At 29.7% G+C, this 21,684-nt stretch carries 22 protein-coding genes; all 22 read left to right on the top strand.

The window, feature by feature from the left end:
• Positions 1-409: 409 nt before the first annotated feature.
• The 22 genes from LPB03_RS07120 (at position 410) to LPB03_RS07015 (ending at position 21,682) form a co-directional block, all read left to right on the top strand.
• Entirely contained in the window at positions 410-1,678 is a 1,269-nt protein-coding gene (locus LPB03_RS07120) for an oligosaccharide flippase family protein (RefSeq protein WP_065318577.1), read from the top strand.
• Between the two features lie 10 nt (positions 1,679-1,688).
• On the top strand, positions 1,689-2,879 hold the full coding sequence (locus LPB03_RS07115) for a glycosyltransferase (protein ID WP_065318578.1): 1,191 nt from the start codon (positions 1,689-1,691) through the stop codon (positions 2,877-2,879).
• Positions 2,880-3,278: 399 nt separating this feature from the next.
• Positions 3,279-4,166 carry a hypothetical protein gene (locus LPB03_RS07110; protein WP_157579354.1) on the top strand — a complete coding sequence of 296 codons (888 nt, stop codon included), beginning with the start codon at positions 3,279-3,281 and terminating at the stop codon, positions 4,164-4,166.
• A gap of 83 nt (positions 4,167-4,249) precedes the next feature.
• Positions 4,250-4,789: an acyltransferase gene (locus LPB03_RS07105; protein ID WP_197497428.1), complete on the top strand. Its 540-nt coding sequence runs from the start codon at positions 4,250-4,252 to the stop codon at positions 4,787-4,789.
• A 9-nt stretch (positions 4,790-4,798) separates the two neighbouring features.
• Positions 4,799-5,899 (top strand): glycosyltransferase family 4 protein, encoded by a 1,101-nt coding sequence (locus tag LPB03_RS07100; protein ID WP_065318581.1) that lies wholly within the window; start codon positions 4,799-4,801, stop codon positions 5,897-5,899.
• 79 nt (positions 5,900-5,978) lie between these two features.
• On the top strand, positions 5,979-6,425 hold the full coding sequence (locus tag LPB03_RS07095; protein ID WP_083187038.1) for an acyltransferase: 447 nt from the start codon (positions 5,979-5,981) through the stop codon (positions 6,423-6,425).
• A gap of 6 nt (positions 6,426-6,431) precedes the next feature.
• Positions 6,432-7,466 (top strand): polysaccharide biosynthesis protein, encoded by a 1,035-nt coding sequence (locus LPB03_RS07090; protein WP_065318582.1) that lies wholly within the window; start codon positions 6,432-6,434, stop codon positions 7,464-7,466.
• A complete protein-coding gene (locus LPB03_RS07085; RefSeq protein ID WP_065318583.1) occupies positions 7,467-7,886 on the top strand; it encodes a WxcM-like domain-containing protein in 420 nt (139 codons plus the stop codon).
• A 17-nt stretch (positions 7,887-7,903) separates the two neighbouring features.
• Positions 7,904-9,022, top strand: a complete 1,119-nt coding sequence (locus LPB03_RS07080; RefSeq protein WP_065318584.1) for a polysaccharide biosynthesis C-terminal domain-containing protein — start codon at positions 7,904-7,906, stop codon at positions 9,020-9,022.
• A gap of 54 nt (positions 9,023-9,076) precedes the next feature.
• Complete coding sequence (gene wecB, locus LPB03_RS07075) at positions 9,077-10,210, top strand: non-hydrolyzing UDP-N-acetylglucosamine 2-epimerase (RefSeq protein WP_065318585.1); 1,134 nt, start codon at positions 9,077-9,079, stop codon at positions 10,208-10,210.
• 4 nt (positions 10,211-10,214) lie between these two features.
• A complete protein-coding gene (locus tag LPB03_RS07070) occupies positions 10,215-11,384 on the top strand; it encodes a glycosyltransferase (RefSeq protein WP_139058939.1) in 1,170 nt (389 codons plus the stop codon).
• Positions 11,381-12,427, top strand: a complete 1,047-nt coding sequence (locus LPB03_RS07065; RefSeq protein ID WP_065318587.1) for a GNAT family N-acetyltransferase — start codon at positions 11,381-11,383, stop codon at positions 12,425-12,427. The genes LPB03_RS07070 and LPB03_RS07065 overlap by 4 nt, the downstream gene beginning before the upstream one ends.
• 4 nt (positions 12,428-12,431) lie before the next feature.
• Positions 12,432-13,382: a polysaccharide deacetylase family protein gene (locus LPB03_RS07060; RefSeq protein WP_065318588.1), complete on the top strand. Its 951-nt coding sequence runs from the start codon at positions 12,432-12,434 to the stop codon at positions 13,380-13,382.
• Positions 13,383-13,431: 49 nt separating this feature from the next.
• A complete protein-coding gene (locus LPB03_RS07055) occupies positions 13,432-14,445 on the top strand; it encodes a ketoacyl-ACP synthase III (protein WP_065318589.1) in 1,014 nt (337 codons plus the stop codon).
• A 12-nt stretch (positions 14,446-14,457) separates the two neighbouring features.
• Entirely contained in the window at positions 14,458-14,691 is a 234-nt protein-coding gene (locus LPB03_RS07050; RefSeq protein ID WP_065318590.1) for an acyl carrier protein, read from the top strand.
• Positions 14,692-14,703: 12 nt separating this feature from the next.
• A complete protein-coding gene (locus tag LPB03_RS07045; RefSeq protein WP_083187041.1) occupies positions 14,704-15,432 on the top strand; it encodes an SDR family NAD(P)-dependent oxidoreductase in 729 nt (242 codons plus the stop codon).
• A 28-nt stretch (positions 15,433-15,460) separates the two neighbouring features.
• Complete coding sequence (locus LPB03_RS07040) at positions 15,461-16,609, top strand: glycosyltransferase family 4 protein (protein ID WP_070239019.1); 1,149 nt, start codon at positions 15,461-15,463, stop codon at positions 16,607-16,609.
• Positions 16,602-17,207: a sugar transferase gene (locus tag LPB03_RS07035; RefSeq protein WP_065318592.1), complete on the top strand. Its 606-nt coding sequence runs from the start codon at positions 16,602-16,604 to the stop codon at positions 17,205-17,207. The genes LPB03_RS07040 and LPB03_RS07035 overlap by 8 nt, the downstream gene beginning before the upstream one ends.
• Positions 17,200-17,820 (top strand): acetyltransferase, encoded by a 621-nt coding sequence (locus tag LPB03_RS07030; protein WP_065318593.1) that lies wholly within the window; start codon positions 17,200-17,202, stop codon positions 17,818-17,820. The genes LPB03_RS07035 and LPB03_RS07030 overlap by 8 nt, the downstream gene beginning before the upstream one ends.
• Positions 17,813-18,943, top strand: a complete 1,131-nt coding sequence (locus tag LPB03_RS07025; RefSeq protein ID WP_065318594.1) for a DegT/DnrJ/EryC1/StrS family aminotransferase — start codon at positions 17,813-17,815, stop codon at positions 18,941-18,943. Before LPB03_RS07030 ends, LPB03_RS07025 begins: the two co-directional genes overlap by 8 nt.
• A 20-nt stretch (positions 18,944-18,963) precedes the next feature.
• The gene (locus tag LPB03_RS07020) at positions 18,964-20,865 is read left to right on the top strand and encodes a polysaccharide biosynthesis protein (protein ID WP_065318595.1); all 1,902 of its coding nucleotides are present in this window, start codon (positions 18,964-18,966) and stop codon (positions 20,863-20,865) included.
• Positions 20,866-20,905: 40 nt separating this feature from the next.
• The gene (locus LPB03_RS07015) at positions 20,906-21,682 is read left to right on the top strand and encodes a polysaccharide biosynthesis/export family protein (protein WP_065318596.1); all 777 of its coding nucleotides are present in this window, start codon (positions 20,906-20,908) and stop codon (positions 21,680-21,682) included.
• Positions 21,683-21,684 lie beyond the last annotated feature (2 nt).

Genomic DNA, 21,684 nt, shown 5'->3' with positions numbered 1-21,684 from the left:
AATTATCTTCTATTTTTATAATTAATAAATTAACAAAAAGAGGAGCTAAAGTTAAATGTCTATAACTCAAAAGCAATTGAAGTAGCTAAAAAAACATCACTTTAAATCTTTAGAAAAGATAAATTACATTAACTCTAAATATGAGGCATTAATTAATACCGATCGCTTGGACTTATTTATAGAATGGGAAGAATTTATAGCGACAGATTTTGAATAAATTAAATCACAACAAAATAATCCTGTGATATTTAATGGTAGAAAGCAGTAAATAGGGTTAGATTTATACAAAGTAGGTATTGAGTATTATTAAATAGGTGTTCTTAATTATTAATATTTTATATTAGAAATTATGATTACTAATATTATTTAAATTTTTATTGGAATAAATTAAGTAAATGCTAGCTAGAAAATGAATATTCATAATCTTTATAAGAATTTTATGCAGAATGGCAGAACAAATCAAGTCGTTCGTCTTTTTGCCGTAAACATTATTACTATTCCTGTCGGCATTTTAGTTAGTATTTTTTTAACGCGTTTTTTAGGAGCAGAAGATTATGGTAATTATCAATTTATAAATAGTGTTTTCGCTTTTACAATAACAATTTTTACCTTTGGTTTTATCCAAGCTACGAGCCGTTCTTTAGTTTTAAATCATAATCCTTTGCGAGCAAAACAATATTATGGCGCAGCATTAATTATTCTTTTTGGAATTTTTATTTTAATGTCTTTAGTGTTATTTCTTTATGGAACTTTTGATGAGAACTTAAAACTTAAAAAGTTAGATTCAATATTTTTATTATCTATACCTATTGGTTTTATATTTTTATTAAAACTTTATTTCGAAACTTTACTTCAATCAGATAATCAAATTAAACTTCTGGCGCAATCGCGATTAATACCTAAAGTTTTATTTGGAATTGCGGTTGCTGTTTTATTTATTTTTTACAATAATACCCTATTGTCTAAATTAAAATTAACATTACTGTTTTTTTTTATAACTCAAATTTTAGTTTATTCTTACATTATCTTAAAGCTTAACATATCATTTAAATCTTTTAATAAAAGATTTAAAGATATTAAAAAGTATAATAATGTATTTGGCTTTAATGTTTATTTAGGCAGTTTACTTGCTCTAGGCTTTGCTAGTCTTTCACAAATTCTAATTGGTTATTTTTCTTCAGATAATAGTGGCGTAGGTTATTTTTCTTTAGCTATTACTTTTTCTTTACCCTTATCTTTAATTCCAAATACAATTGCTACAACCCATTACAAAGATTTTTCTAGCTTAAAAGCAATACCAACTAAGCTAATATTAATTACCATGGGTTTAAGTGTTTTGGCATTAATTGGAGTATGGGTTTTGGTGCCGCCATTTGTTAATTATTTTTATGGCGAAGAATATGCAGAAGTAATACCACTTAATTTTATTGTTAGTATTGGCGTTGTATTATATGGTTTTGGAGATTTTTTTAATAGATTTTTAGGAGCAAATGGAAAAGGTAAAGCACTAAGAAATTCTGCTTTTTATGTTGGAGGTAGTTTAATGATAACCAGTGTGTTATTTATCCCTAAGTACGGGGTTTACGGTGCAGCTTACGCCAAATTAATCGCTGGATTAACCTATTTAATATTAATTTATTATTATTATTACAAGTTTAAAGTAGCTCACAAGAAATAGATTTTTTAATATGAAAAACCTTATAGTAATTTACACTTTTTCGTCTTTTCCTAGTGGAGATGCAAATGCTAATAGAATTTATGCGATGGCATTATCTTTTAAAAGTGCAGGGTATAAGGTTATTGTTTTAACAAATACTTTAGAAAAGAAAGAAGATTTAAATAAACAAACCGGTAAATATGTTTTTAAAGGTATAACCTATAAAAGCTATTTTAAACCAAACCTTAAAAGATTGGAAAGAATTGGCAATAGATATAACATAAAAAAGATACTAAAAACTACGTTAACCCGTGAAGAAAGAGAAAAAATTTATTTAATATGTTCTTCATATAAAAATTATTCATTTTTTTTGCATCACTATTTAAAAAATAATAAAATACCTGCTTTAGTAGATGCTACAGAATGGCATAATAGTTTTCAGTTTAAACATGGTAAATATGATATTAAATATATCATGCATAACCTGACTAATAAATATTTAATTGCTAAAGCGAAAAATATTATTTGTATTAGTACCTATTTAGAAACGTACTACAAGTTAAAGGGATGTAATACCATTAATTTACCGCCACAGATTGTTATTAAGGATTATGCAGCACATAATTTAATTAAAACACCGCCTCTTACATTTTTTTACGCTGGATCAATTTTACCGAATGATCCAATTGGTAATGCTTTGGCGGGTTTTGCTGCACTTAGTGTTCAAGAAAAGAAAAAAATAAAAGTAATTGTTGCAGGTTGTACTATAGAAACGCTACAACAAAGAATAAGCAATGGAAGAGAAATAACAGAAAGTTTAGGAGATTCCCTTTCCGTAATAGGAAGAATTTCTAAAACAGAAGTGCAGCATTATTTAGCTAAAATTAATTTTATATTTTTATTACGGCCAGTTATTAGGTATTCTAAAGCTGGTTTTCCTTCTAAAGTTCCAGAGGCATTAGCTTCAGGTGTCCCAGTAATTTTAAATTTAACTAGCGATTTAGAAAACTATATTATTGATGGTGAAAATGGTTTACTTGTAGCTGATAATTCGGCCAATGCATTTTATGAAACGATTAAAAAAGCAATTGCTTTGTCTGATGAAAAATTGCAAGAAATGTCTAATAGTGCTTTTGATAGCGCGTTAAAACGTTTTGATTATAATAATTATAATAAGGTAATAAAGGAGTTCTTAGAGTATAGAATTGCCATAATTTCGTAAATAATGAAAAGGACTAATTTTAAGCTACCAACATTTAAATCTAAGTATGATTATACACCAATTAAAATAGTATTATTATATCTTAATTTCACGTATTTGTTTCATTTGTTTTCTGCTGATTCACCTAATTTCTATGGATTATTATTTATGATAATAATTACAATAGCAACTTTTTTTGGGTATCTTTTACCAAATAATTTGCACAGCAAAATCTCTGACGCTAAACTTGGAATAAACTCAATATGGCGAAAAAAAATTAATGTCAATAAAGTGCTCCTTGTCTGTGCCATAATTGTAATTATTACCTCTTACGGAATTGTCTACTCCTTTTATAATAATAATAGCGATATATTATTCTATTTAAAAAATCCTGGATTAGCCTATTCTAATATAAAACTTATGGTTAGAAATCCTGATAATTTTGAGAACAACGCAGTTTTCAGTTCATCTATTAGTATATTGCTTACGCTATTATCTGGAACTAAATACATTTTCTTTACTTTTGCTGTTTTATATTGGAAACAATTACAAAAAAAAATAAAAATATTAATAATTTTAACGGCTATTATTTATTTTATAACTTCATTTTTAGTGGGCTCCATGATTACAATTGCTACAATACTAATGTCCATAATTCCAATATTTTTAATTTTTATAAAAAAGAAAAAAGCAATTACTCCCCAACCTTATAAAAAAATGAAAAAAAGTAGTAGATTTAAAGTTTTTGCTGCGATGGCTTTAGGCGTATTTGTTATTATTTTTTTTTTAAGCAATAGAATTAGTACTGATAATAATTTATTGGAAGGGATAAAAGTTTTAGGCTTTTACGTTTCGCATGGTTATACTGGTCTCGATTATTGTTTAGGATTGCCTTTTGAACCCACCTTTGGTTTTACTAGTTTTAGAGGAATATCAGAAATGTTAGTAAAATATTTGAGTGCTCCAGATTTTTTTGAAAATAGTTATCTGGTTAGGAATGAGCTAGTAAATGGGTATCCTGCTATGAGTGTTTGGTCTACTATATTTCCTTGGTTAGCATCAGATTTTTCGTTTTATGGAATACCATTTATAATGGTTTGGGCAAGCTACCAATTTTCTGTAATATGGAACAGAACTATACGAACTGGAAACCCTCATGGATATGTATTATTAGGTCAGTTTTTTATTTTTTGGTTGATGATTCCTGCCAATAATCAGTTATTTCATACCTTGTCTAATGCGGCGTCATTTCTATTAATTTTAGCATTGTATTTAAGAAGCAAAAAATATTATAAAAAAGAAATTTAGTCTTATGGAATCATCATTGTTTTTGATTTTTTTTTACCACTTAATAAAATTATTTTTTTATATTAATTAAAATGTTAACTATTATGTTTAAAATTGTTGCTGAAACTTATTTGCTGATTTCCAGAAAATTTAAGGCTTTAAAAGCTCATTTTCAAAAGATGGTATTTGCAGAATGTGGTGAAAATGTTTATGTTGGTTACGATTGTGAATTTACATATTCGAATATTATACTAGGAAATAAAATTTATATTGGTAGTCATGCTTCATTCATTGCAGCAATCTCTAAAATTATTGTTGGAAATAATGTGATGTTTGGGCCTCATGTTACGATTCGTGGAGGTAATCATCGAATTGATGTTATAGGAAAATTTATGATTGATGTTAAAGATAAATTACCGGAAAATGACTTAGATGTAATTATAGGTGACGATGTATGGGTTGGGTGTAATGCGACGATTTTAAAAGGTATTATTATTGGTAAGGGAGCAGTTGTAGCTGCAGGTGCTGTTGTAACAAGGTCTGTACCTCCTTATGCTATAGTTGGTGGTAATCCAGCAAAAATAATTAAATACCGCTTTACTGAAAGCCAAATTCTAATTCATGAAAATACTTTATATAATTAAAATTTTATAATGGTAATAGAAAATAAAAAACCAAAAATAATGTTGCATATTATAATGCCAAATCAGGTAAGTGGACCAAATACGGCATCTAGACTAATAGCAGACTCTTATCTTAAGGAGCATTATAATTTTCAGTTTTTAACTCAAAAAACGCATGCAGGAGGTAAAATAAATTTTTCTTTAATTAGAGATTTAAGAAATCAAATAAATGAATTTAACCCAGATATAATTCATGTAAGTGGGCTTCAAGGGTCTGGTTTTCATGCAGTTGTTGCTGCTAAATTTTCTAAAAAAAAAATATTATTAACCGTTAGGGGAGCTGCTATTGATGCTGTTGGTCTTAGTCCGAAATTAAGATTTATTTTTGGAAAAATTGTAGAGCCACTAACTTTGCGCTTATCAAACCAGGTTTACACGGTTTGTCGAGCCATGGAAAAAAGAGGTTTTATTCAAAACAACACCAAGGGAAGATTAATAGGAGCGATACATAATAGTGCACCTGAAATTTTTAATGAAAACATTGTGCAATTTAATATTAAAGAAAAATTAAATCTTTCTAAAGATAGTTTAATTGTGGTAATAGTTGGAAGAATTATATATGATAAAGGTGTAACATATATATGTGATGCTATAAAGAGAATAGATGACCAAAGAGTAAAGTTTGTTTTTATAGGTGACGAACCAAATAATATGAATTTTAAAAGTACTTTAGTAAAGGAGATAAATGAAAGAAAAGTTTTTTTCTTGAATAAACAGGATAAGAATAATGTGTTGGCAATCCTTAGGGAGTCTGATATTTTTTTGTTTGCTACTCTTCATGAAAATTTATCAAATGCACTTTTAGAAGCTTGCTCTTTAGGACTAGCTGTTATAGCAACTAATGTTGGTGGGAATCCAGAAGTTATAAAGCATGGTTATAATGGAATATTAATATCTCCAAAAAATTCTTTGGAAATTGTTAATTCTATTAATCTACTTGTTAATGATGACGAGTTACGAAAGGAATTAGGAGGTAAGGCAATCGTAAATATTAAAAAACATTTTTCACAAGAAAAAATATTGCATCAGGTTGAAAGTGTTTATCAAAAAATGATTAATTGTGAAATATAGGTTTAAGGGAGTTCAAATAATTAGAAAAATATTTCTTTTCATTTATTTTAAAATAGATCCAATTAAATGTTCAAGATTTATGGGGGTTACAATTGGAGAGAATTGTAAAATTTATGGTAATTCTCCAAATATTTGGGGAACAGAGCCTTTTTTAATTACTATTGGAAATAATGTTTATATTACAGATGGTTGTAAATTTATAAATCATGATGGAGGTACGTTAATTCTTCGAAAAAAATTACCTTCTTTAGAATTAACAGCACCTATAAATATAGGAAATGATGTTTACCTTGGAATTGAAACTATAATTATGCCAGGGATTATTATTGGAGATAATGTCATTATTGGTGCTCGTTCAATAATAACTAAAAATATAGAAGAAAATTCGGTGGTTGTTGGTATACCTGCAAAAAAAATAAAGACTGTTGATAAATATTTTGAGGAAATAAAAAAAAGATCTTTGGGTATAGGTCATCTAGATAGAGATTCTAAAGAAATTGAACTAAAAAGAATATTTGGAAAATAAACTAATATGAAAATAAAATATAAAACACTTTTAATTACTGGAGGTACAGGTTCTTTTGGGAACGCTGTATTAAATAAATTTTTACACACAGACCATTTCAAGGAAATACGCATCTTTTCTCGTGATGAAAAGAAACAAGACGATATGCGTAACCAACTTAAAAATGATAAGTTAAAATTTTATATTGGAGATGTAAGGGATTATTCTAGTATAGAAAGAGCTATGAGAGGTGTCGATTATGTATTTCATGCAGCAGCATTAAAACAAGTACCCTCTTGTGAATTTTTCCCATTGGAAGCTACAAAAACCAATGTTTTTGGAACTCAAAATGTAATAGATGCAGCTGGAGCTAATAAAGTAAAAAAAGTAATCTGTTTGAGTACAGACAAAGCCGCTTACCCTATCAATGCAATGGGGATTTCTAAAGCTTTGATGGAGAAAGTTGCCATCGCAGCTTCAAGAAACTTAAACGACACAACAGTGTGTCTTACCAGATATGGAAACGTAATGGCTTCAAGAGGTTCTGTTATTCCTTTGTTTTTGAAGCAGATTCAAAACAACGAAGTGATTACAATTACAGACCCAAAAATGACTCGTTTTTTAATGTCTTTAGAGGAAGCAGTTGAGTTAGTGTTATTTGCTTTTGAACATGGAAATTCAGGAGATTTATTTGTAAATAAAGCACCAGCAGGTACCATTGGAGATTTAGCGCAAGCTTTAAAAGAAATGTGCAAAGCGGATACTGAAATAAAAATCATTGGAACAAGACACGGAGAAAAATTATATGAAACGCTATGTACGCGAGAAGAAATGATAAAAGCGGAAGACATGGGAGATTTCTATAGAATACCAGCTGACAACAGAAACTTGAATTACGCACAATATTTTTCTGAAGGAGAACAAGATATTTCTCAAATTGAAGATTATCATTCTCACAATACAGAACAACAAGACGTAGAAGGCATGAAGAAACTATTAGCTCAATTGCCTTTAATAAGAAAAGAAGTTTTTGGAGAAGATATTATTCAAATGCCAAGTTAGATGTATACTTCACCTAAAGTTATTAAAGGAAGTAGCCATATAGACCAAAGAGGTACTTTATCATTTAATAATGATTTCAACACTTCAGAAGTTAAGAGAGTTTATTTTATTGAAAATTTAGACGTGCAATTTATTAGAGGTTGGCAAGGACATCAAATAGAACAACGTTGGTTTTCTGCAGTTCAAGGTAGTTTTAAGATTCGTGTAATTACCATAGATAATTGGGAAACGCCTTCAAAAAATTTAGAAAGTAGCGTTTTTATTTTGAACTCTAGTAGTTTAGATACTTTACATATACCAAAAGGATATATAACAAGCATTCAGGCACTAGAAGAAAAATCTAAATTAATGGCGCTTTCAGATTACAGTATTGGAGAGGTTAATGATGAGTATCGCTTTGATATAAATTATTTTAAATAAAAAAATAAAAAAGAGAGATGTTAAAAATAGGAATAACCGGACAAAGTGGTTTTGTAGGAACACATTTGTATAACACCATAGGTTTAGAACCAGAAACTTTTACTTGTATAAATTTTGACAGAAGTTTTTTTGAAGACCAAACGAAACTTGATGAATATGTTTTAAGTTGCGATGTTATTGTTCATTTAGCAGCTTTAAATAGGCATAATGAGCAAGAAGTAATTTATAAAACCAACACAGGTTTAGTAAAAACTCTGTTAGCCTCATTAAATAGAACAGAAAGTAAAGCACATGTTATTATTTCGTCATCATCACAAGAAGACAGAGATAATTTATATGGTAAATCTAAGAAAGAAGGAAGAGAACTATTAGCAGATTGGAGTTTAAAAGCAAATGCAACGTTTACAGGAATGATTATTCCAAATGTATTTGGCCCATTTGGCGAACCTTATTACAATTCTGTGGTTGCTACTTTTTCACATCAAGTAGCTAATGGAGAAGAGCCCAAAATAGAAGTCGATGGTCAGTTAAAATTAATTTATGTTGGCGAGTTAGTTTCTGAGATAATTAAGGTAATAAAAGAAAAAATCAACAAGGCTAGTTATAGTATAAAACACACCTCTGAAGCAAAGGTGTCAGAACTATTATCTTTATTAAAAAACTACAAAAACGTTTATCAAGATAAGGGAGAAATACCAGAAATTACAAGTACATTTCAATTAAATTTATTTAATACTTTTAGATGTTATATGAACATTAAAAAGCATTACCCTGTTAAATTTACACAGCATACAGATCCTAGAGGTTCATTTGTAGAAATAATACGACTAGGTGTTGGTGGGCAAGTTTCGTTTTCTACAACAGTACCAGGAATTACAAGAGGTAATCATTATCATACCAGAAAAATAGAACGTTTTGCTGTAATAAAAGGTAAAGCATTAATTCAATTACGTAAAATAGGAACAGATGAGGTGTTAGATTTTTATTTAGATGGTGATGAACCTTCTTATGTAGATATGCCTATATGGTATACACATAATATTAAGAATATTGGAGATGAGGTTTTATATACCAATTTTTGGATTAACGAACCTTATAACCAAAAAAATCCTGATACATATTTTGCAGAAGTTTAAGTAAAATGAAGTTTAAACCTACAAAATAATTAGATTGTAGAAAAAATAAAATAAATGAAAAAATTAAAAGTTTTAACAGTAGTAGGTACAAGGCCAGAGATTATAAGACTGTCTAGAGTGCTTCTAAAATTAGATGAAACAGAAAGCATAGAACATATAATAGTACATACTGGACAGAATTATGATTATGAATTGAATGAAGTCTTTTTTGAAGATTTAGGGTTAAGAAAACCGGATTATTTTTTAAATGCGGCAGGAGGTAATGCAACTACAACTGCAGGACAAATTTTAATAAATATTGATCCTGTACTAGAAGAAACAAAACCAGATGCTTTTTTAGTATTAGGTGATACCAATTCTTGTTTATGTGCCATTGCTGCAAAAAAGAGAAAAATTCCAATTTTTCATATGGAGGCTGGTAACCGCTGTTTTGATCAAAGAGTACCAGAAGAGACAAACAGAAAAATTGTAGACCATACAGCAGATATCAACTTAACTTACAGTGATATTGCAAGAGAATATCTTTTAAGAGAGGGCTTACCTGCAGATAGAATAATAAAAACAGGTTCGCCAATTTATGAAGTACTTTTAGCATACAAGAAAGAAATAGAGGATTCTAACGTTTTAGAAAAATTAGAATTAACCAAAGAAAACTATTTTTTAATTTCTGCTCATAGAGAAGAAAATATAAATTCTGATAATTTTTTAAAATTAGTAGAAACGCTAAATAAAATTGCAGAACATTATAAAATGCCTGTTATTGTTTCTACACATCCTCGTACAAGAAATAAAATAAATGAAACTGGGGTAAAATTTAATTCTTTGGTAAAATTGATGAAGCCTTTGGGTTTTCACGATTATAATAATCTGCAAAAAAATGCAAAAGCAGTACTTTCAGATAGCGGTACTATATCTGAAGAGTCTTCTATTATGAATTTTCCTGCTCTTAATATTCGAGATGCACATGAAAGGCCAGAAGCTATGGAAGAAGCAGCTGTAATGATGGTTGGTTTAAATACCGAAAGAATTATGCAAGGATTAAAAGTTATTGAAAACCAAAAAAGAGGTACAGAAAGAACCTTAAGAGCTGTTGGAGATTATTCTATGCCGAATGTTTCAGAGAAAGTTCTAAGAATAATTATTTCTTATACAGATTATATTAATCGCGTTGTTTGGAATAAATATTAAAAATATGAGTAAAGGAACAATAGTTTATATAGGAGCATTTGAATTTCCTGACAAAAATCCAGCTACTCATCGAGTAGTGTCTAATGCAAAAGCAATTAGGTCTTTGGGTTATGAAACTGTTTTTGTAGGAATTAATAAAACCATTGCAGCGGAATATATTCAAGAAAATCATTTTGGGTTTTGTGTTTATTCTCAAAAATATCCAAGTAATGTACTTGCCTGGTTTAAATATATAACGGCGTTTAAACTTTATATAAATATTATAAAAAAACAAGAAAATGTTAAAGCTGTAATTTGTTATAATTCTCCGTCCATATCCATTTCATTATTGCGTAAATGGGGTAGGAGACAAAAGGTTAAAATAATTGCAGACTGTACTGAGTGGTATGAGTTAGAGAAAGGAGAGAAAGGAATTAAACGATATATAAAGAAATTAGATATTTATAACAGAATGTTTTTGGTTCATCCAAAATTGGATGGAGTTATTGTAATTAGTAGTTATCTTGAAAGTTTTTATAATAAAAAAGGTACTAGAACTATAAAGGTACCTCCTTTAACGGATAGTGATGACGATAAATGGAAAAAAAATGACATAAACGTTTCAAATAAAAAAAACATTATTTATGTAGGAGCCCCTTTTTCATTAGATACTATGAGACAAAAAGATAGGTTAGATTATTTAATAGATGCTCTTTTAATTTATGAAAGACAATATGAGTTTGTTTTTCATATTGTAGGAAGTACTAGAGAAGATTTTTTAACATATTATCCAAATTTTACTGAAAAGCTTTTAGGGAAAGAAGAGTTTATTAAATTTTATGGGAAATTATCTCATAGAGAGGCTATAAATAAATTAAAGAAATGTGATTACTCCATATTTGTTAGAGATAATACTTTGACAAATAAAGCTGGTTTTCCAACAAAATTTGTTGAAGCAATTACCTGTGGTTTACCTGTATTATCAAATAGAAATAGCAATATCGAAGATTTTTTAAAAGAAGGAGAAAATGGCTTTTTTATAAACAATGATTCAATTGAAGAATTAATTAAATCATTAGAAAAACCTCTTTCAATAAGTCAAAGAGAATTATTGAGTATGAAAACTCAAACTTATAATTCAAAATTATTCGATTTTAGAAATTATATCAACCATTTCAAAGAAATATTAGAATGAATGAATTTAAAAAGTACCCATTACAAGATGAAACTTTGGATAAATTTAAAACTTGCTTTGATTTAAATGGAAGCCCAAAGAAAACTGAAAACATAAAATGGCAGTTTTTAAATAACTCTGAGAAGAATTCAATTGTTCATATTGCATTTGACGAAGAGAATAATAGAACAGCTGGTATATATGCGTTGTTCTGTGTTAAATTTAAAATTAAAAATAAAACCTATACAGCTACGCAATCATTGGATACCATGACCGATGTTAATTATAGAGGTCAAGGGTTATTTATTAAACTGGCGAAAGATGTGTATAATAAGGCTGAAGAAAAAGGGATTTCATTGGTTTATGGTTTCCCTAATGGGAACTCAATTTATAGCTTTAGAAAAAGATTGGGTTGGGAAGTGTTAGATCCAGTTCCTTTTGTTATTAAACCGCTGAGGTCTAGGTATTTTACTGATAAAATTTCGGTATTAAGTTTTCTTCCAGATTTTAAATTGTCGTTTTTTAGCTATAAAAAGAATAATAAATTTCAAATTAAAGAAGAAAATAAATTTCCAGATGACGTAAATACTATTTGGAAAAACTTTTCAAAAAATATTAATGTGGCTATTCATAGAGACAAGGCCTATTTAGAATGGAGATATATTCAAAAACCAAATGAAAATTATAAAATTTCTCATTGTTATGATTTAAACTGTCAATATTTAGGTTTTGTTATTTATACAGTAAAGGAGAAGCATAATGGTAAAATTGCCTATATTATGGAGTTGATGTATAATTTAGAAGAACCTAAAGTTGGAAAATTGTTGCTAAATTATGCAATTGATAGAATAAAAAAAGAAAAAGCAGATTGTATTTTAGCTTGGAGCTTTGAACATTCACCTAATCACAAAATATTTAAGAAACAATTTTTTTTAAAGATGCCGGAGAAATTAAAACCAATTGAATTGCATTTTGGTGCTCGGTCTTTTAATAAAAACTTAACAAATATTATTAATAAAAGAGAGAATTGGTTTATTAGTTATTCTGATTCAGATACTGTTTAAAATTATGGATAAAGGAAAGTTTGTAATATCATTGGATTTTGAGCTAAATTGGGGTGCTGCTGAAAAAAATGATTTAAGTAGTAAGAAGGAATATTTTAAAACAACAAGAGAGAGCATACCTCATGTTTTGGTGCTTTTTAAAAAATATGATATACATGCTACTTGGGCAACAGTGGGTTTTTTGTTCGCAAAAAATAAAAAACAGCTAATTGAATTTTGTCCAGAATTGAGACCTACTTATAAAAACAGCAGTTTGTCATATTACAATTTTATAGATTTAAATAAAATTGGTTTAAATGAAGAAGACGATCCATATCATTATGCCAATTCTCTAATTTCTGAGATTATTAAAACACCTAACCAAGAGTTAGCAACACATACATTTTCACATTACTATTGCAATGAGGAAGGACAAAATATAAAGCAGTTTGAAGCTGATTTAAAAGCTGCACAAAGTTTATCAAAGGAAAATTTTAATATAGAATTGAAATCGTTGGTATTTCCAAGGAATCAGTTCAATTCAGAATATATTGAAATTGCAATAGAAAATGGAATTAAAGTTGTCCGCTCAAATCCTGATGTTTGGTTTTGGAAAAAAACTTCACGAGCTATGGCATTCGCTAGAGCATTAGATACTTTATTTTCAATTAGCAAAAAATTATCTTTTGACGGATTTCATAATAAAAATAAAGTATTTTTATTACCAGCAAGTAGGTTCTTACGTGCTTATTCCAAAAAGGAGAAGATACTCCAAGAATTAAAGTTTAAAAGAATAAAACGGGAGATGACCTATGCAGCGAAAAACAATAAAGTTTATCATTTATGGTGGCACCCGCATAATTTTGGGTATGAAATGGAAGATAATTTAATATATTTAGAAAACATTTTAAAACATTTTAAAACATTAAATGAAAAATTTGATTTTAGTTCTAAATCTATGATTGAGATGTTTTAATTATATTGAATAAGATAAAGCAATTTTAAAATATTAAGTAAGTTAAATTATGGGAGCGTATATTAAAGGAATTGAATATGTTTATCCTGAAAAATCAATTACAAACGATGTTTTGTTAAAAGAATTTCCAGATTATAATTTTTCAAAATTCGAGAATAAGGTTGGTATTCGCACGAGATATGTGGTTGGTGAGAATGAAACTGCACTTTCACTAGCTATTAAAGCAGTGAATAAATTATTACATAATAATATTGATAAAAGTTCAATAGATTTTGTTTTATACTGCACCCAAAGTCCAGAATATTTTTTGCCAACCACAGCATGTATCTTACAGGATGCATGTGGTCTAAGAACTAATATTGGAGCATTGGATTTTAATTTGGGTTGTTCAGGCTATACGTATGGTTTAAGCTTGGCAAAAGGATTAATTAATTCGGGGCAGACAAAAAATGTTTTATTAGTGACGGCAGAAACATATTCAAAGTATATTCATAAACAAGATAAATCTAATAGAGCTATTTTTGGGGATGCGGCTACTGCAACATTGATAAGTACTTCTGAGGAAGAATTGTTGGGGGATTTTTCTTTTGGAACAGATGGTTCGGGTGCTGAAAAATTAATTGTTAAAAATGGAGGAAGTAAATTCCAATACCAAGTTGATCCAAGTTTAAAAGAGTATGGTTCTGACAATAACTACACTGATAATCATTTATATATGAATGGCCCTGAAATATTTAATTTCACATCCAATGCTATTCCAAAATTTACAGAATCTGTTTTGAAATTAAATAATATTGAAAAAAATGCTGTTGACCAGTTTATTTTTCATCAGGCCAATGCATTTATGCTCAATTTTTTAAGGAAGAGAACTAAAATTGATAAAAATAAGTTTTTTATTGATTTATTGGATGGCGGTAATACGGTTTCCAATACCATACCGATTGCCTTAAAAAAATATTCCAATTTAAAAAATATAGCCAAATCAGAAAAGATACTACTTATGGGGTTCGGAGTAGGTTTGTCTTGGTGTGGTGGTTTAGTTACAATAAATAATAAATTATAATAATAAAAAAGGATGAAGAAAAAAGAATTTTTAGAACGTTTTCAAGAAGAGTTAGAAATAGAAGAAACAGAAATTAAATTTAAAACTGTAATTAAGAATTTAGATGAATGGGACTCTATGGGTGCCATGATATTAATAAGTTTTGTAACTAATGAGTTCAATGTAACCTTAAATGCGGAAGATATAAATTCATTAACGACTATTCAGTCGCTAATAGAAAGAATTGGATTGGAAAAATTTAATTAAATAAGTTTTAGTATGAACGTTTTATTAACTGGGGCAACTTCGGGAATAGGTTTTGAAACACTAAAAGAATTGATAGTTGGAAATCATACCATTTATGCGGTTGGTAGAGATTTTACTAAAATTCAATCTTTTACAAAAAAACATAAGGATCTTATTAAGGAATTTGTTTTTGATCTAAGTAATATTGATGAAATTGAAAATTTATTTAAAACATTTAACTTGAAGGATCAAAAATTGGATGCCTTAATACATTGTGCTGGAATGGAGGAAACAGTTCCATTAAGAATGTTTAATCCAAGTAAAGTGAAAACAATTTATGATATAAATGTTTTTTCAGGAATAGAGTTACTCAGGTATTTTACAAAGAAGAAATATAGCAAAGATGGGGCTAGTGTAGTTTTTTTATCATCAGTTATGGGTGTTTTAGGCCAGTCAGGTAAAATTGGGTATTGTTCAACAAAAGCCGCAATAATAGGAATGGTAAAAGCGAGTGCTCTTGAATTTAGTAAAAGAAAAATTAGAGTAAATGCTGTTTTACCTGGAATCGTAAACACGCCAATGACAGAGAAATTATTTAGTCAACTAAGTGAAGAAAATGTAAATCAGATAATTGAAATGCATCCTTTAGGCATAGGGGAAGTGGCGGATGTTACCCCAATGATTTTATTTTTAATTTCTAATAAATCGAGATGGATTACGGGGCAAAACTTTATTATAGACGGAGGTTACTCTATAAAATAATTTTTTCAAGAAGTGTTTAATTTATAAAATGGTTAGGAAGTTAATTAGAATAACAACAGTCCCTATTTCTTTAGATAAACTTATCGACGGGCAACTCTCCTTCATGGTAGGAAATAATTTTGAGGTTATAGGGATTAGCTCTGGAGGTGATAAACTAGTTGAGGTAGGCCATAAAGAAGGTGTTCGTGTTGTTCCAATAGAAATGACTCGTAAAATAACCCCAATCAAAGATATAAAGGCAGTATTTAAACTATACAAACTCTTAAAGAGAGAAAAACCTCTAATAGTGCATACACATACGCCAAAGGCAGGTATTGTAGGTATGTTGGCATCTTATTTGGCAAAAGTGCCAAATAGATTGCATACAGTTGCAGGGCTACCATTATTAGAGGCAACAGGAGTTAAAAGGAAAGTTTTAAATTTTGTAGAGAAGTTAACCTACAGTTGTGCAACAAAAGTTTATCCTAATTCTTTTGGTTTAAAAAAAATTATAGTTGATAACAAATTATCTAAATCCGATAAACTTAAAGTTATTGCAAATGGTAGCTCTAACGGTATAGATACCTCTTATTTTAATCCAACATTGTTTTTAGAAAGTACTAAACAGAAATTAAAAGAGGATTTAAATATATTTGAAAATGATTTTGTTTTTATATTTGTAGGTAGAGTTGTAGCGGATAAAGGAGTTAATGAGTTAGTAGCAGCTTTCGAAATGTTATCAAAAGAAACAGAAAGTATAAAATTACTAATAGTAGGACCTTTTGAAGAGGAATTAGACCCGTTAAATGAAAAAACAAAAGCTTTAATTAAGGCAAATAAAAAAATAATTTCGGTCGGGTATCAGAATGATGTTCGTCTATATTTTTCGATTTCTGATGCATTGGTGTTTCCTAGCTATAGAGAAGGGTTTCCAAATGTAGTACTGCAAGCAGGAGCAATGAATTTACCTAGTATAGTTTCTAATATAAATGGCTGTAATGAAATTATAGAAGAAAATATAAATGGGTATATTATTCCTGTAAAAAATGAAGTTGCGCTGTATAATGCTATGGGAAGTTTAATAAAAGATGATAAAATGAAATTGAATGCAAGAGAAATGATTACCAGCCGTTTTGAACAAAAAGTTGTTTGGGAAGCATTACTTGACGAATATAAAATATTAGATAATAATGTATAAGTTTTTTTTTAAACGCTTTTTCGATTTAATTATAGGTGTAATAGGGCTTATTCTATTTTTTCCCTTCTTTGTCATTGTCTTAGTAGCTTTATCCGTTAGTAATAAAGGAACCCCTTTTTTTTATCAAAAAAGACCTGGATTACATGGGGAAATCTTTAAAATCATTAAGTTTAAAACCATGAATGATAAAAAAGATAAGCATGGTCACTTGTTACCAGATGATCAAAGGTTAACAAAAATGGGGCAGTTTGTAAGGAAAACGTCTTTAGACGAACTTCCTCAAATACTCAATTTGCTAAAAGGAGATATGACAATAATTGGCCCAAGACCCTTGTTGCCAGAATATTTGCCATTGTATTCTGAAAGACAAAAAAAAAGACATTTAGTAAAACCAGGGATCTCTGGTTGGGCACAGATAAATGGAAGAAATGCCATTAGCTGGGAGCAGAAGTTTGAATATGATGTTTGGTATGTGGAAAACTTCTCTTTTCTATTAGATGCAAAAATTTTTTTAATGACTTTTTTTAAAGTATTTAAATCAGAAGGTGTTAGTACAGATAATCAAGCTACAACAACAAAATTTGAAGGAAATGAGTAAGCTATGTTTGTATGGAGCTAGTGGCCATGGTAAAGTAATCAAAGATATTGTTTTGTCTACAAACAAAGAGGTGCAATGCTTTTTTGATGATTATTGTATAAACAAACAGTTTTTAGGACTATCAGTTTTCTCATCGGATGAAATAAAAACATTTGAAAAAAATGAATTTATAATTAGCATCGGCGATAATAGTATTCGGAAAATAATAAGTAAAAAATTAACAGTACAATTTGCAAAAGTAATACACAAAAAAGCAATTGTCTCAAAGGATGTAGAAATAGGAAAAGGAACTGTAGTGATGGCTGGTGCCATCATCAATGCAAATGTAAAGATTGGCAAACATTGTATAATTAACACCAATGCCGTGGTTGAACATGATTGTTTTTTAGAAGATTTTGTACATATTTCTCCATCGGCAACAATAACTGGAAATGTAACCATCAATGAAGGTGCACATATTGGAGCAGCTGCTACTATAATTCCAAATATTAAAATTGGAAAATGGGCTACTGTTGGAGCAGGAGCAGTTGTTCTAAAAGATGTGCCTGAGTTTGCAATTGTTGTAGGCAATCCAGCACGAATTATAAAATATAAAGAAAAAGAAAATGAATAGCAAAATATGGTTATCCTCTCCACATATGGGAGGCAATGAACAAAAATATGTACAAGAAGCGTTTGACACAAATTGGGTAGCTCCTTTAGGACCTAATGTAAATGGTTTTGAACAGGACTTAGAAAACTATATAGGTGAAAAATCAAAAGTAGCTTGTTTGTCATCAGGAACAGCTGCACTGCATTTAGCATTGATTTTAGCCAATGTTCAGCAAGATGATGAGGTGCTTTGCCAGTCGATGACATTTTCTGCATCAGCCAATCCTATTGTGTATCAGAAGGCAAAACCAGTCTTTATTGATAGTGAAGAAGATACTTGGAATTTGTGTCCACTACATTTAGAAGCTGCTATTAAAGATGGTATTGCGAAAGGAAAAAAACCGAAGGCAATCATTGTAGTTCATTTGTATGGAATGCCTGCAAAAATGGATGCCATTTTAGCAATTGCGCAGCAGTATGGGGTCACTTTAATTGAAGACGCAGCAGAGGCTTTAGGTTCCAGCTACAAAGGACAGAAATGTGGAACCTTTGGCGACTTTGGTATTTTATCTTTTAATGGAAATAAAATTATCACGACTTCTGGTGGTGGTGCCTTAGTTTGTAAAACGGAAGCATCAAAACAAAAGGCAATTTTCTTAGCTACGCAAGCTAGAGATAACGCTCCTCATTACCAACATTCGGAAATAGGCTATAATTATAGAATGAGCAATATTGTAGCTGGTATTGGTCGAGGGCAAATGGAGGTGCTAGATAAACATATTTCTTACAGAAGAAACAACAATCAATTTTACCAAGAAATTTTTAAAGATGTAAATGGAGTCACTGTTTTTAAAGAAACTACCAATGATTTCTTTTCAAACCATTGGTTAAGTTGTATTGTAATTGATGCAGCAATAACCGGTTTTTCAAGAGAGGATTTGCGTTTACATTTAGAAAAAGAAAATATTGAATCAAGACCTTTATGGAAACCTATGCATTTACAGCCCGTTTTTAACGATTACAAATATTTTGGTGCAAATATAGCAGAGAATTTATTTAAAAAAGGATTGTGTTTGCCTTCAGGTTCTAATTTAACTGATGCTGATAGAGAAAGAATAGCTAAATCTATAAAGAATTTATTGTAAATTAGCCTAAAATAAAAAAAATGCTAAGAAGTTTTTTTTTAAAAACATTAAATAAATATGCCTCTAGATGGTTGGTTTTAGGTATTGATGTTTTGCTGGTTTGTTTTTCTTTTTTACTAGCCTACATCATCCGTTTTAATATCACGTTCAATTTTAACACGGATCAATTGATACTGCAAGTTCCAATCATTATCGTTGTTGCTTTGAGTAGTTTTTTAATGGTAGGTTCTTATAAAGGGATTGTAAGACATACAGGCACCAAAGATGCTTTTAATGTTTTTTTAGGAATTACTATTTATACAGGATTAATTTCTTTTATAGTTATTGTGAACCAGCTCTTTAAGCTCAGTGCCTTTACCATTCCTATTTCCATTATTATCATTCATTATTTTGTGGCTGTTTTTATCCTTATCATTAGTCGCTATGTGTTTAAGGCGTTTTATGATGTAATTTCAACCGAATTGAATACGATTCGAAATGTATTGATATTTGGAGCTGGAGAAGCAGGGATTATTACCTATGGCGCTTTGAATAGAGATAAAAAATATAATTATGATATTTTAGGGTTTGTAGATGATGACCCTAATAAAATTAATAAAAAAATTGATCGTATAAAAATCTTTGACTTTTCTAAAATTGATGAAGACTTTGTGAATAAATATGATTTAAGTGAGGTGATTATTTCTACTCAAAAAATAAAACCCTCTCGTTTGTTAGAAATTACAGACAAATTGTTGACATTAGACATAGAAATAAAAATAGTACCTCCTTTAGTGACTTGGATTGATGGAGATTTACAAGCCAATCAAATAAAACAAGTGAATATTGATGATTTACTCGATAGACAACAAATTTTAATCAATAATCCTATTGTTAAAAAAGAAGTTACTGATAAAGTTGTACTAGTAACGGGTGCAGCAGGTTCTATTGGGAGCGAACTTTCCAGACAATTGGCCTCTTATAGTTTACAACAATTGGTCTTGGTAGATCAAGCAGAATCTGCCTTATATGATTTGCAACAAGAATTGCATCAAAAAGGGATTACTACTTTTTCAGCCTTGGTGGCAGATGTAAGAGATAAAAAAAGAATGCGTGAAATATTCAAGGAATATCAACCTCAAAAAGTATTTCATGCTGCTGCCTATAAACATGTGCCTTTAATGGAAGATAGCCCGTATGAAGCTATTAAAATAAATATTTTTGGTACTAAAAACATTGCAGATTTAGCCATTAAATATAAAGTAGAACGTTTTGTGATGGTTTCTACAGACAAAGCTGTCAACCCTACGAATGTCATGGGCGCTACTAAGAGAGTTGCAGAAATGTATATCAGTTGTTTGAGTAAACAACAAAAGAAAACAAAATTTACCACCACGCGTTTTGGGAATGTATTGGGCTCCAATGGGTCTGTAATTCCGTTATTTAAAAAACAAATAGAACATGGTGGGCCATTGACGGTTACTCATAAAGAGATTACACGGTATTTTATGACCATTCCAGAAGCTTGCAGATTGGTGTTGGAAGCTGGAACCATGGGGAAAGGTGGAGAAATTTACATCTTTGACATGGGAGAATCTGTGAAAATTTATGAAATGGCAAAAAGAATGATTTCTTTATCGGGTTTACAATATCCAGAAGATATTGATATTAAAATAACAGGTTTGCGTCCAGGAGAAAAATTGTATGAGGAACTATTGGCTTCAGGAGAAGACACCATAAAAACCTATCATGAGAAAATTATGATTGCCAAAACTCAAAAAATTAATGACAGGGCTATTTTAGAATGGATAGAAGAACTTGCTATTCAAAAAAGTAAATTGTCTAGCTCAGAAATTGTGAGCAAATTAAAAGGGTTAGTGCCGGAATACATCTCTAACAATTCAAAATTTGAAATTTTGGACAAATCAGACAAAGTTGGCTAAACTTCATTTTTTTATCTTATTTTCGCAAAAAAAAAAGTATATGAATTTTAGTACTATAAAAGTAGTGTTCGCTTTTTTCTTTCTTACATTATTTTCTAACTGTGTTTCAAAGAAAGATATTGTGTATTTTCAGAATGATTCCATCGATCAAGCCAAGGTATCCAACAGTTACAAAACCATTATCAAACCCGATGATTTATTGCAAATTACCATTACAGCATTAGATATTGAAGCGGTACGTCCTTTTAATTTAGCGGCAGTAACCTATGCAACCTCTAGCAATTCAGCCGTTGGAGTCGCACAGCAGCAAACCTATTTGGTGGATACCAATGGGGAAATAGATTTTCCGGTATTGGGAAAATTAAAAATTGGAGGCTTAACACGTGTGGAAGTAATTGATTTATTAATTTATAAATTATCTCCAGATTATATAAAAGAACCCAATGTAAACATTAAAATTGCCAACTATAAAATCTCTGTCATGGGTGATGTGCAAAGGCCTGGGAGCTATAGTGTTCCGAATGAGCGAATTACTATTTTGGACGCCTTGGCTTTGGCAGGAGATTTAAATATTTCTGGACAACGAAATAATATATTGATTATTAGAGAGGAAGGCAACAAAAAAGTACAGTACCAAGTAGATTTGCGTTCCAATAAGTTATTAACGTCCCCTGTATATTATTTACAGCAGAATGATGTGGTGTATGTGGAACCTAATTATGCGAGAATACAATCGGCCTCTTCCAATTCTAATACTAGTTTATTTATATCTATTACAGGATTAATCATCACAATTGCTTCCCTACTAACTCGATAATA

Source organism: Polaribacter vadi (assembly GCF_001761365.1).
Lineage (GTDB): Bacteria > Bacteroidota > Bacteroidia > Flavobacteriales > Flavobacteriaceae > Polaribacter > Polaribacter vadi.
Note: the sequence above shows the minus strand (reverse complement) of the source record. Positions and strands in the feature narration are given on the sequence as shown.

Coding starts and splice junctions, on each gene's coding strand:
- LPB03_RS07045 (WP_083187041.1), top strand. CDS start 14,704: ATGAACGTTTTATTAACTGGGGCAACTTCGGGAATAGGTTTTGAAACA.
- LPB03_RS07055 (WP_065318589.1), top strand. CDS start 13,432: ATGGGAGCGTATATTAAAGGAATTGAATATGTTTATCCTGAAAAATCA.
- LPB03_RS07115 (WP_065318578.1), top strand. CDS start 1,689: ATGAAAAACCTTATAGTAATTTACACTTTTTCGTCTTTTCCTAGTGGA.
- LPB03_RS07090 (WP_065318582.1), top strand. CDS start 6,432: ATGAAAATAAAATATAAAACACTTTTAATTACTGGAGGTACAGGTTCT.
- LPB03_RS07095 (WP_083187038.1), top strand. CDS start 5,979: ATGGGGGTTACAATTGGAGAGAATTGTAAAATTTATGGTAATTCTCCA.
- LPB03_RS07080 (WP_065318584.1), top strand. CDS start 7,904: ATGTTAAAAATAGGAATAACCGGACAAAGTGGTTTTGTAGGAACACAT.
- LPB03_RS07035 (WP_065318592.1), top strand. CDS start 16,602: ATGTATAAGTTTTTTTTTAAACGCTTTTTCGATTTAATTATAGGTGTA.
- LPB03_RS07085 (WP_065318583.1), top strand. CDS start 7,467: ATGTATACTTCACCTAAAGTTATTAAAGGAAGTAGCCATATAGACCAA.
- LPB03_RS07015 (WP_065318596.1), top strand. CDS start 20,906: ATGAATTTTAGTACTATAAAAGTAGTGTTCGCTTTTTTCTTTCTTACA.
- LPB03_RS07040 (WP_070239019.1), top strand. CDS start 15,461: ATGGTTAGGAAGTTAATTAGAATAACAACAGTCCCTATTTCTTTAGAT.
- wecB (WP_065318585.1), top strand. CDS start 9,077: ATGAAAAAATTAAAAGTTTTAACAGTAGTAGGTACAAGGCCAGAGATT.
- LPB03_RS07025 (WP_065318594.1), top strand. CDS start 17,813: ATGAATAGCAAAATATGGTTATCCTCTCCACATATGGGAGGCAATGAA.
- LPB03_RS07065 (WP_065318587.1), top strand. CDS start 11,381: ATGAATGAATTTAAAAAGTACCCATTACAAGATGAAACTTTGGATAAA.
- LPB03_RS07030 (WP_065318593.1), top strand. CDS start 17,200: ATGAGTAAGCTATGTTTGTATGGAGCTAGTGGCCATGGTAAAGTAATC.
- LPB03_RS07100 (WP_065318581.1), top strand. CDS start 4,799: ATGGTAATAGAAAATAAAAAACCAAAAATAATGTTGCATATTATAATG.
- LPB03_RS07120 (WP_065318577.1), top strand. CDS start 410: ATGAATATTCATAATCTTTATAAGAATTTTATGCAGAATGGCAGAACA.
- LPB03_RS07110 (WP_157579354.1), top strand. CDS start 3,279: ATGGTTAGAAATCCTGATAATTTTGAGAACAACGCAGTTTTCAGTTCA.
- LPB03_RS07060 (WP_065318588.1), top strand. CDS start 12,432: ATGGATAAAGGAAAGTTTGTAATATCATTGGATTTTGAGCTAAATTGG.
- LPB03_RS07105 (WP_197497428.1), top strand. CDS start 4,250: ATGTTTAAAATTGTTGCTGAAACTTATTTGCTGATTTCCAGAAAATTT.
- LPB03_RS07070 (WP_139058939.1), top strand. CDS start 10,215: ATGAGTAAAGGAACAATAGTTTATATAGGAGCATTTGAATTTCCTGAC.
- LPB03_RS07050 (WP_065318590.1), top strand. CDS start 14,458: ATGAAGAAAAAAGAATTTTTAGAACGTTTTCAAGAAGAGTTAGAAATA.
- LPB03_RS07020 (WP_065318595.1), top strand. CDS start 18,964: ATGCTAAGAAGTTTTTTTTTAAAAACATTAAATAAATATGCCTCTAGA.